This is a genomic window from Ignatzschineria cameli (genome assembly GCF_003121895.1).
Lineage (GTDB): Bacteria > Pseudomonadota > Gammaproteobacteria > Cardiobacteriales > Wohlfahrtiimonadaceae > Ignatzschineria > Ignatzschineria cameli.
Genome location: NZ_QEWW01000004.1, coordinates 179664 through 190984, shown reverse-complemented (window position 1 = coordinate 190984; position 11321 = coordinate 179664). Strand labels below are relative to the sequence as shown.

The following is an 11321-nucleotide window of genomic DNA, read 5'->3' as shown; positions in this document are numbered from 1 at the left end:
CCCGAACTCAGAAGTGAAACGTAGCAGCGCCGATGGTAGTGTGGGAGATCCCATGTGAGAGTAGGTCAACCCCAGGGCTTTATCTTAAAAGCCTCTAGCTTAACCGCTAGAGGCTTTTTTCTTGCGTGCACTTCATGCTTATTGCGACCGTAGTGTTGCCACTTTGTTTAATAGAGATTGTTATGTTACAAAGGAATTATGGATGAAATAGAATATAAGGGGAGATCTAATGATGCAGAAGCGCTCTAAGGCAGTAGTTTTGATTGATTTAATTGAAGAGATAGTAGGGAAAGAGGGGCTATCAAATAGTAGTTATCAACAATTTATTCAGAGAAATATTTTAGAAGAGAGTAACCGTGCTATTGCGTTAGCTCGATTGGAAGAGGTTCCTATTATTTGGGTGAAGGTAGGGTTTGCTGATGATTACCATGATATTCCCACTCACTCCCCAATGTTTCATCAAGCGAAAGAGAGGGGCGCACTACGGCTTAGTTCCCCAAATAATCATTGGATCGATGGTTTAATGCAAGATGAAAATGACCGCTACTTTATTAAAAAAGGGGTGAGCATTTTTACAGGTAATAATTTAGCCCAATGGTTGGAGATATCGCAAATTGATACCCTTATTTTAGGCGGTGTGAGCTCTCTTTTAGCGATTCAAAGCAGTGCAAGGGAGGCTCATGAGTTAGGATTTAGAGTCTATGTTGTCGATGAGTTATGTGCAGCTAAGACGCTTCAGCTTCATGAAGAGAGTATGAAGGCGCTAGAAGGATTAGCGCATGTTATCTCTATCTCCGCATTAAAAAAGCTCCTAGAAAGGTAACTTCTAGGAGTGATATTTGTAGAGAATATCTGTATAGGCTGCGCTATTTTATCCTGCTGAGTAGGATCTCGCTGACACTCTCTCTTTACTCATCGATGAACTGATCAGCAAAATCACGTGTAGAGAGATTCATAAAGCGTGAATAGCGTCCTTGGAAGCTCAATTTTACTGTGCCGATAGGACCATTACGTTGCTTTGCAATAATTACTTCAGCAATTCCTTTTTCTGGTGAGTCTTCATTATAAACCTCATCTCGATAGACAAAGCAGATTAAGTCAGCATCCTGCTCAATCGCACCAGAGTCACGAAGGTCACTCATAACAGGACGTTTGTTAGGCCGTTGCTCAAGACTACGGTTGAGCTGTGATAGAACAATGACCGGACAGTTGAGCTCTCTTGCCATCAGTTTAAGCGAGCGTGAAATCTCGGAGACTTCTGCGACTCGATTATCAGACATTCCAGGGATACTCATCAGTTGAAGGTAATCTACCATCACTAAGCCTAATTGCCCATGATCACGCTGTAATCGACGAGCTCTAGAGCGCATTTCGGAAGGGCTTAAACCACTCGTATCATCGATAAAGATCTTTGTTTGAGCTAGGGTTTTTGTGGCATCGCTCAATTTTTTAGCCTCAATCTCATTGAGCTCACCGGTTCTAATTTTTCCTTGTTCAATCCCTCCAATGGAGGCGAACATTCTCATAACGAGTTGTTCTGCGGGCATCTCCAAGCTGAAGATAGCAACAGGTTTATTTGTGTACATCGCAACGCGTTCAACCATATTCATTGCGATTGTTGTTTTACCCATTGATGGTCGACCGGCAACAACGATCATATCACCATTTTGTAGACCCGATGTCATCTCATCGAATTGATCCCATCCTGTCGGCGCACCGGTTACTCCTCCTTGAGATTGTGCCAATTCATCGATTCGCGCAATGGTACTCTTTAGAACATCACGAATATCGATCAGCCCGGCATCCTGCTTTGTTCCCTGTTCGGCAATTGCGAAGACCGCTTGCTCTGCAAATTGGATCAGCTCATTACTGCTACGACCATCAGGATTGAATCCAGAATCGGCAATATTAGTTCCTACGGCGATTAATTTACGAATAACAGAGCGGTCATAAACAATATTGGCGTAGGCAGCAATATTACTAACCGAGGGCATATCTTGTGCCAATGTGGCAAGGTAGGGAAGTCCTCCCACATCTTCGAGCATCTCTCTCTGTTTTAGATGATCACTGACAGTTAAGATATCGACCGTCTGCATCTCATTGTAGAGAGAATAGATGGTCTCAAAAATAATACGGTGATTTTTACTATAGAAGTCGCTAGGTGATAGTAGTCCATCGATCCTATCCCATGCATCTCGATCAAGTAGCAACCCTCCTAAGACAGCTTGTTCAGCTTCTATGGAGTGGGGCGGAGTTTTGATCTGTGCGATATCGCTATCTTGTGATGATCTATTTTGCATATTCTCTTTTAAAATGTATTCTCTTATAAAGCAAGTATTGCACTATCGAAAAGATATAGAAAGATATAACAGAAGCGGTAGAAATTTTAAAAACAGAATTTTAAAAACAGCTAAGAAGATGCTTTAATAAATATCCTCTTGAAAATGCTGTTTTAATGCGTTTTTCTTACTTAGATCTGCTACCATTAGGGCTCTGTTATGACGAAACCTATTTTATCATGTTGGCAAAAAAGCGTTGCGCTTGATGACACTTTTATAATAGAATTCTTGGAATGATTCTTATCTTTATTTAGAGAGAATCAATGATTAAAGGGTAGGGTAGTAGCAAATGCTGACTATTAACCTACTGTTATCTGAGGGATTAAAAATGGGACTCAATCTTGCAATCTGTTATATGAAATAATTAACTATAATTTAATAGTATAAGTATCTTGATCAAAATTAATTAATCTATATTAATTATTTAATAAATTTACAGCTTGTAAGGTTGCATTTTTAGGTTATGAACATTACACTGACTTCTCGATTTAGGAAATCAGTTGATAATAGAGCGCTAAGAGACTAAATGAATAAGTCTGTTAGTCGAACAAGCAAGGGTTAAAGATACATGGATAGTAAATTGATCATTACGGACAGAGAGTCTTTCATAGAACAGCACAATGAATTTGTATGTGATAATAGACGTAATCTTTTGAAAGTGGCGACAGGCGTATTAGCAGGATCAGCTGTCTTCGGTATCTTCGGATTAAATCCAGCATTAGCTAAGCAGGCGGTATCGCAAGAGCGTGAGTTAATAATCTACACGCCGGCATTAGGTGAGACGACTCGTACTGTTTATTGGACGCCAACAGAAGGCTATATTAGAGAATCTTTAGATGAGATCTCTTGGGCTTTAAGAGATAGACGAACAACAACTTCTAAATTGTACGATCCTAATGTGCTCGATCAACTTTTCGCTCTAAAACTCCGTTTAGGATATGGCAAACCGGTTCATGGATTAAGTGGTTACCGTTCTCCACAGACGAATCGTGCTATTCGTGGAGCTAAAGGAAGCCTTCATATGCAGGCAAAAGCGATCGATATCCGTATGCCTGGAATCGCTACTCGTAATCTTCGTAATGCGGCGCTCTCTTTAAAAGCGGGTGGAGTAGGCTACTATAGCCGTTCAGCTTTTGTGCATATCGACAGCGGTGCAGTCAGAAACTGGGGTCGTTAATTGTTGAGTGATTGAGATAGTTGTGATGACCATTAATAACTAGCTCAATTATTAAATACTCAAACTCTAAGAACCACTTCTTCAGGAAGTGGTTTTTTTGTATCTCTTTTTTCTCGAAGAGGTAAGATAGAGAAGTCTGAGTAGGTGTAAGGAAGATACTTATGACAGTTATGATACTTATGATGGTTAGATAGACATTTATTCAGAGATTATCAATAGGAATTTAAAGAGGAAGAGAGACTAATGAGAGAGAAAGAGATCTTAGAGAGTCGCACGCAATCTGAAACGACACGTGATCACCAAAATCATGTTGGAAAGACCCTCGATAAGAGTAGCGTTCATCTTAAATCTCGTCGTCGAATTTTTGATGGTTTCTTTAAAATTGATGAGGTCATTGTCGATCATGAGCGATTTGACGGAGAGATGCTCTATGATATTCGTCGCGAAGTGATTCTAAAGTGTGATACGGTGAGTATTCTTCTCTATGATCCTCGATTAGATCATCTGCTCTTTGTTAGACAGCTTCGTGTGCCTCTCTTAGAGCGAGAAGAGCGACCTTCGCCTTGGACGATTGAGATTGTTGCAGGAACAATCGATCGTGCTGAAACGCCGGAGATGATTATTCGTGCAGAGGCGAAGGAGGAGGCTGGAGTTGATATTGAGACATTGATCCCAATTTATCAGTACTACCCCTCAACAGGAGGAAGCCCGGGGAAAATGCATCTCTACTTAGGACTCTGTGATCTTCGCCATGCCGGCGGCTATTATGGGGTTGAAGAGGAGGGAGAAGATATCGAAGCATTTACTATGCCTCGGGAAGAGGCTTTTCAATTATTAGATCAAGGAAGACTCGATAATGAATTTACCTTAATCGCTATTTTATGGTTTAAATTACATTACCAAGAGTATCTGATCACGCCATAAGCAACAGAAGGAGGCTTATATGTTATTTACTATCCATCCTGATACCCCACAAGCGAGATTGATTGAGCAGGTTGTTGCCATTTTTCGTAATGAGGGGGTTGTCGTCTATCCGACAGATTCAAGTTATGCTATCGGCTGTATTGTTGGAAATCAACGTGGTATGGATCGTATCTTGAAGATCCGTCAAGAGAGTGCAAAAGATCACTATTTCTCACTGATCTGTAAGGATCTTTCAGAGCTTTCTCACTATGCAGTTGTGGATAATCCCCAATATCGACTTTTAAAAGCAATTTTACCGGGTCCTTATACCCTGATTTTGCGCGGAACAAAAGAGGTTCCGAAAAAACTTCTTATGCCAAAACGAAATACAGTAGGACTTCGTGTGCCAAATCATGTTATAATCCAAGCTGTTTTAGCAGAGCTCGGTGCCCCAATACTCTCTACAACCTTAAAAATTCCTGGTTATGAAGCTCATGAGTTAAATGATGCAACCGTGATTAATGAGATCATTGGGGATCATGTAGATGCGATTATTGATGGCGGAGCATGCAGTATGGCGCCAACAACAGTTATTGATCTGAGCGAAGGGGCCCCTGAAGTATTACGAAAAGGGCAAGGCTCAACAGCTTTGTTTGAATAAAAGTGATACCAATATTCAATTATTGGTGTATAATGCTTTGCTTAGAATAAATCTGGGTAAGATGGTTATTTCATTAGAAGGTTTAACGGACATGAATATTATTAAACAATTAGAGCAAGAAGCAATGCAAGGCAAAGAGCTTCCTGCTTTCAACCCTGGCGATACAATCGTTGTAAATGTAAGGGTAAAAGAGGGCGATCGCGAGCGTATTCAAGCATTTGAAGGTGTTGTGATTGCAATTAAAAATCGTGGAATGGGTTCATCATTTATCGTAAGACGTATCTCTCACGGTGTTGGTATGGAACGTACTTTCCAAACTTATAGCCCATTAATTGCGAGCATCGATGTTAAACGTCGTGGTAGCGTTCGTCGCTCTAAGCTCTACTACTTGCGTGAACTTTCAGGTAGAGCAGCAAGAATTAAAGAGAAATTACCAGCGCGCAAAACTGCAGCGACTGCATAATTTTCGAAATTCTTTGAATCCAGATGAAGACCTTGGTGATCTAATTACCAAGGTTTTTTTCTATCTAAATTTTGCGCTATTTACGCTATTTAAATTGCTCTATTTAAAAATAGAGAGAAGAGAGAGGGGGAGAAGAGAGATTAGATATCAAAATAAAATCATATTGTGTTTAGAAGAAATGCCCCCATATTATGGAGATATGATGCTACACATTTGTAGTGGATTAGAGATAGAAAAACAATTGATAAAATCTGCTGAAGATATCTGCTGAAGATATTATAGTTGAAGATATTACAGGATATTGACTGAGAAAAGGAGCCTCTATGTTTAAACGAGTTGCTTTATGGGTTGCGATGAATATTGCGGTGATCGCTGTGATCACAATTATCTTAAAAATTACCGGCTTAGATACTGCTATCTCAGGAGGGAGAGGCCTTCTTCCGATGTTGCTCGCCTGTGCAGTGGTTGGTTTTGCCGGTTCGATTATTTCATTGTTGATGTCAAAGAGCATGGTGAAGCGCTCAATGGGCGTTCATGTGATTGAAACACCGCAAAATGAGTTTGAGGCATGGTATGTCAATGTTGTTCAGCGTCAGGCGGCAGCATTAGGCTTGAAATGCCCAGAAATTGGGATCTTTGATTCCCCTGAACCCAATGCATTTGCTACGGGAGCAAGTCGAAATAACTCTTTAGTGGCGATTAGTACCGGCTTAATGCGGGTGATGAGTAAAGATGAGATTGAGGCCGTGATCGGTCATGAAATGGCTCACGTTGCTAATGGAGATATGGTGACAATGGCTCTTCTGCAAGGGGTTCTCAATACCTTTGTGGTCTTCTTATCTCGGATTATTGCGGAAGCAATTGCCTCTCGTGGAAACTCCAATGGTGAGAGTAGCAGTAGTGGAATCTATATGATCAGTACGATTGTATTGCAGATCGTCTTTGGTGTTTTAGCACAAATTATTGCAAGTTGGTTTAGTCGTCATCGTGAGTTTAGGGCTGATGCCGGAGGCGCAAGACTCACCTCTAATCGACAAATGGCAAATGCGCTAGATGCATTGCGCCGTAAACCTGAACTCAACCAAGATCTTCCAGGACAATTTGCCGCATTTGGTTTTACCGGTTCAATTCGGGATTTCTTTAGTACCCATCCTCCTCTAGAGAAGCGTATTGCGGCACTGCTTGAGGCTGAAAATCGTCAGAGATAGGATAGAAAAAAGTTAGAGAAAAGATAAAAAAGAACTCCAATCGCTAACAATCATTGTATTGAAAGTGATTGGAGTTTTTATATCTATACATGTCTATATATCTATTTAAAATAAGGAGAAAGCCGGAAAAATGGTCTGTAAGAGACTTTTATGCTTAAGAGCGATCCCTATTAGATAAAGGTCGTTAAAATTGCCGCCGCTTTTTGGAGCGCAGGAAGACATTTACTAATTAATTCATCGATACTATATTTGAGCGTTAAAGCACTAATGCTGATGGAAGCGATCACTTTGCCACTTCGATCAAAGACCGGAACGGAGATTGAGCGCAAGCCTACCTCTAACTCCTGATCAATAATGGAATATCCCTCTCTATGCACCTTTTCGAGTTCTTCGAGAAGTTGGTCTCGGTCATAGATGGTGCGATCGGTATAAGGAATTAGATTAGATTGTGCCAAGATTTCGATCTGCCGCTCTTTAGACTCAGCTGCGAGCAGAACACGACCGATTGAAGAGCAGTATGCCGGTAGATGGCTTCCGATCGTTAAGGTATTGGACATGATTTTTTGTCGATTATCTGATGAGCGGGCGATATAGATCACCTCATCTTTGACTAATACTCCCATCGTAGCCGTCTCATTAAGCTCTCTTGTGAGATTCTCTAAGATCGGTTGTGCCGTGGTTGATAGTGTTTGTGAGTTGATATAATCATGTGCAATCATCAGCACCTTAGGGGAGAGCTCATAATAGCGGTCATCTTGTAGAACATAGCCTAACTCGACTAAGGTGAAGAGCCCTCGGCGAACCGTTGCGCGTGGGAAGCCTGTCTCTTTGGCAATATCGGAGATCGTTTGTGCTCGTTTGCTCGTTGAGAGAACCTCAAAGATCATCAAGCCTCTGGCAAAGGAGCTTAGAAAGTCTGCATTATCTGCATGTTTCTCCAATGTTTTTCCATATTCTTCTATTGATTCTTTCTGCATAAGCGTTTTATCCATGGTGGTGGGGAATATCGCTCGAGATGAGATCTATTCTACCGATATTCCCTATAAGTGTAGCGCTATAAAGTATAGCCGTATCAAGAGATGTCCTCTAAGCCCTGCTTTTCTTAAAAGATTAATTTGTCGATCTTACAAGAAGGTTCGAAGGAGCTGTGCCGAGCGTTGTAGTACCGGTAGAAACTTATTGATCATATCTTCAACAGAGTTTCGCATGGCATGGGTACTAATATTGATCGCCGCAATAATTGCGCCCGATTTATCATAGACCGGAACCGCAATGGAGCGAAGGCCAATCTCTAGCTCTTGATCAATTATGGCATATCCTTGTGCTTTGATCCTCTCCAATTCAGCTAAAAGCGCTTCTTCGGTATAAATAGTGTTGGGTGTATAGACCTTTAGTTGATGAAGCGCGAGAAGTTCAATCTGGCGTTCCCGTGGTTCTGCTGCAAGAAGAACGCGACCCATAGAGGTGCAACATGCCGGCAGTTGGCTGCCGATAGCTAAGGTATTGGACATAATACGCTGCGTATTTTCTGATGAGCGAGCAATATAGACAATATTACTCTGTGCTAAGACCGCCATCGAGGAGGCTTCATCAACCTCTTTAGTAATATTTTCTAAAATAGGTTGCGCCGCATTAGGTAATGATTGGGAAGAGATAAAGCTATGGGATAGTGTCAAAATTTTAGAGGTGAGTGTATATTCACGATCATTTTGGCTGACATATCCGAGCTTGACTAAGGTATAGAGCCCTCGTCTAACTGTTGCGCGAGGAAAGCCCGTCACTTTCGCGATATCGGAGATCGATTTAGGGCGTTTGCTATTTGAGAGGACCTGAAAGATCACAAGCCCGCGGGCAAAAGCGGTAATGAAGTCAGGGTCTTCGGCATATTGCTCTAAAAGGGGCGAGAGCTCTTCCATATAGTTATTCTGCATCGTTTCCGTCACTCTATTCCTATCTGTTTTTTTTAAAAAAGGCAATCCTCGATAAATTTTTACACATTATAGACGATAATTTTTTTCTATGTAGAAGATCTCATTTAGAAAAGCGTTAAAGATTTGACAATCCTTTCTGGGTATGAGATTAATAAGTTGCGGGCGATCAATGGTGAACAAGTTCGATAGTCGAACAAAATAGATTTTGCCTTAGATCCCCTTTAAAGAATCATAAATAAAGCATCATAAAACTGATAAAGTTGACAAAACTAATAAAAAGTATTCTGTAATCGAGCAATAGAGTCAATAGATCCCACTAAGGGTTATGAAACCGTTATATTGAGAGATCTTATGGCTATTGAATATCGAATATCATCAAGGAGAGGAAAGCAGTGAAGCGTCAAGAACAGCGATATAACGACAAGATTAATTATCTCTATGTTGCGGGGGAGACTCCTCGTGACCTGATTCTATTGGTTCATCCTTTAGGAATGAATCGCCATGTTTGGAATGAGGTTATCGCCCACTTTGAAACAGAATATGATCTTTTAGCGCTCGATCTTCCAGGTCATGGCGATAGCCCAGCACCTAGCGAAGAGGAGCAGTGGCGAATTGAGGCATTAGCCGAGATGGTTTTGAGATTGGTAGATCAGTTGGGCTATCAGCGTTTTCACTACGTGGGAACCTCGATTGGTGGCGCCATTGGGCAAGAGATTCTTCTTTTAGCGCCAGAGCGTCTGAAAAGTTTAATGATTACCAATAGTAGCCACAAAATTGGTGAAACTTCTGCTTGGGAGAGCCGTGCGGCAGATGTTCGTCAGATCGGTTTAGCCGAGATGGCGCCCACAATTGTCCCTCGCTGGTTCGCTTCTGATTATCTAGAGAGTGCCATCGAAGAGATTGAGGATTGGAAACGTTCATTAGCTGCAACAAGTAATGAAGGTTACGCTCAGTTATGTGAGGCATTAGGTGCTTGGAGTGCGACTGATCGTCTTCCGAACCGTGATCAATCAGTGCCGGTTCTCTGTCTTGCAGGGAGTGAAGATAAAGCGATGGCCCTTCCAAATATGGAGCAATTAGCAGATTTAATGGGGGAGCGAGAGCTAGAGATATTAGCGGTTGGTCATGTTCCCTCGGTAGAGGCATCAGCGCAATTTAATCAAATTTTATCAGAATGGTTAGCTGCTGCTCGATAGCCGAAATATTAGTGGAAATATTAGCGGAAATATTAGCTGAAATATATCTAGGTTAGTGCTGAAGATGTTTGTAGCAATATCATCCGCAAGTAATCCGCAAGTAATCCGCAAGTAATAAAAAATCATTAGAAAACAATTAAAAAATAATAAGAATTAGAAGCTAGAGATCAAGATGCCAAGAAGGTTAGATACTTGGAGGATTGGGAGTCTAGAGATAATCAATAGAATAGAGACAGAATAAGGATATAGAGGATGGCGCTTCTAGCTAATCAAGCATTATTGACAGATCGAATTGCAAAAATAGAGACATTGATTGTCGATCTTCCCACCATTCGTGGGCATCAACTCTCGATGACAACGATGACAACCCAAAGTTCTGTGATTGTAAAAATCTATACAGAGGCTGGCATCTTAGGGTTAGGGGAAGCGGCGACTATTGGTGGTTTAAGTTATGGCCCTGAGAGCCCGGAGGGAATGCAGCTAACGATTGATCAATATATTGCGCCCCTTCTAATTGGTCAGTCGATCGGGTCGATCAAAGCGCTTAAGGTTCGTATGGCGCAAAATATCCGAGGTAATTACTTTGCTAAAAATGCTGTTGAAACAGCACTCTTCGACATTCAGGGGAAGATTCTTAATGTGCCGATCTCAACGCTACTAGGGGGAAAAGTTCAAGATCATCTCTCTGTTTTATGGGTATTAGCAAGTGGTGATACAGAGAAAGATATTATTGAAGCGAAAGAGATGATCGCTTCAGGTCGACATAAAGATTTTAAATTGAAGATTGGTCGTCGGCCTGTGAAAGAGGATGTTGCCCATGTGATCGCTATTAAAGAGGCGCTAGGGGAAGAGAGTATGGTCACTGTTGATGTGAACCAAGCTTGGAGCGAGGCGGAAGCAATAGTGGGGATGCAACTACTACAAGATGCCGGTATCGATCTTGTTGAGCAACCTTTAGTTCAACATGAGATTGCCGCACAAGCGCGTTTAAGTGAGCGCTTTAATATTCCTATCTTAGCAGATGAATCGGTCGGGCTTCCTTATGAGGGCTTCAATATCGCTAAGATTGCCGGCGCAAGAGCATTTGCTCTAAAGACCGCAAAATCTGGGGGGGTGCTTGGAGTTTTAGCATTAGCAGAAGTGGCTCAAGCTGCGGGGATTGGCCTCTATGGTGGAACGATGTTAGAGGGATCGATCGCAACAAGCGCCGCTATTCAAGCCTATTCAACATTGCCGAGATTTGAGTGGGGAACGGAGCTCTTCAGTCCTCTTCTCCTCAAAGATGATATTGTCGTCGAACCGCTTCAATACCGTGATTATGGGGTTGAAGTGGCCGATAAGCCGGGATTGGGGCTTGAGCTTGATGAGGATAAGGTGAAGTTCTATCGCCGCAAATCGTAAATGATTCATGACCTGAGGGAGAGAATCTATGAGATCGTGAAA

General features: G+C 41.7%; 11 protein-coding genes and 1 rRNA gene. 9 read left to right on the top strand and 3 right to left on the bottom strand.

Annotated elements, in window-relative coordinates; translation table 11 throughout:
- A 5S ribosomal RNA gene (rrf, locus tag DC077_RS11155) occupies positions 1–77 on the top strand; the annotation flags it as partial.
- Between the two features lie 152 nt (positions 78–229).
- On the top strand, positions 230–823 hold the full coding sequence (locus tag DC077_RS07630; RefSeq protein WP_239990359.1) for a cysteine hydrolase family protein: 594 nt from the start codon (positions 230–232) through the stop codon (positions 821–823).
- Positions 824–908: 85 nt separating this feature from the next.
- Here the strand turns inward: DC077_RS07630 and dnaB are convergent, their stop codons facing one another.
- On the bottom strand, positions 909–2300 hold the full coding sequence (gene dnaB, locus DC077_RS07625; protein WP_109201899.1) for a replicative DNA helicase: 1392 nt from the start codon (positions 2298–2300) through the stop codon (positions 909–911).
- Positions 2301–2907: 607 nt separating this feature from the next.
- Here dnaB and DC077_RS07620 point away from each other — a divergent pair.
- The 5 genes from DC077_RS07620 to htpX all read left to right on the top strand — a co-directional run bounded on the left by DC077_RS07620 (position 2908) and on the right by htpX (position 6751).
- The gene (locus tag DC077_RS07620) at positions 2908–3516 is read left to right on the top strand and encodes a YcbK family protein (RefSeq protein WP_109201898.1); all 609 of its coding nucleotides are present in this window, start codon (positions 2908–2910) and stop codon (positions 3514–3516) included.
- 243 nt (positions 3517–3759) lie between these two features.
- Positions 3760–4440: an NUDIX domain-containing protein gene (locus tag DC077_RS07615; protein WP_109201897.1), complete on the top strand. Its 681-nt coding sequence runs from the start codon at positions 3760–3762 to the stop codon at positions 4438–4440.
- 19 nt (positions 4441–4459) lie between these two features.
- Entirely contained in the window at positions 4460–5080 is a 621-nt protein-coding gene (locus DC077_RS07610) for an L-threonylcarbamoyladenylate synthase (RefSeq protein ID WP_109201896.1), read from the top strand.
- Positions 5081–5171: 91 nt separating this feature from the next.
- Positions 5172–5543, top strand: a complete 372-nt coding sequence (gene rplS / locus DC077_RS07605; RefSeq protein WP_094567946.1) for a 50S ribosomal protein L19 — start codon at positions 5172–5174, stop codon at positions 5541–5543.
- A 323-nt stretch (positions 5544–5866) separates the two neighbouring features.
- On the top strand, positions 5867–6751 hold the full coding sequence (gene htpX / locus DC077_RS07600) for a protease HtpX (RefSeq protein ID WP_109217912.1): 885 nt from the start codon (positions 5867–5869) through the stop codon (positions 6749–6751).
- Positions 6752–6921: 170 nt separating this feature from the next.
- Here htpX and DC077_RS07595 read toward each other — a convergent pair whose 3' ends face one another.
- Positions 6922–7728: an IclR family transcriptional regulator domain-containing protein gene (locus DC077_RS07595; protein WP_158214378.1), complete on the bottom strand. Its 807-nt coding sequence runs from the start codon at positions 7726–7728 to the stop codon at positions 6922–6924.
- 147 nt (positions 7729–7875) lie between these two features.
- Positions 7876–8694: an IclR family transcriptional regulator domain-containing protein gene (locus tag DC077_RS07590; RefSeq protein ID WP_133243431.1), complete on the bottom strand. Its 819-nt coding sequence runs from the start codon at positions 8692–8694 to the stop codon at positions 7876–7878.
- Between the two features lie 380 nt (positions 8695–9074).
- Between DC077_RS07590 and DC077_RS07585 the strand changes: the two genes are divergently transcribed.
- Both DC077_RS07585 and DC077_RS07580 read left to right on the top strand, forming a co-directional pair.
- Positions 9075–9878 (top strand): alpha/beta fold hydrolase, encoded by an 804-nt coding sequence (locus DC077_RS07585; RefSeq protein WP_157953513.1) that lies wholly within the window; start codon positions 9075–9077, stop codon positions 9876–9878.
- 252 nt (positions 9879–10130) lie between these two features.
- Entirely contained in the window at positions 10131–11279 is a 1149-nt protein-coding gene (locus DC077_RS07580; protein ID WP_192874931.1) for a muconate/chloromuconate family cycloisomerase, read from the top strand.
- Positions 11280–11321 lie beyond the last annotated feature (42 nt).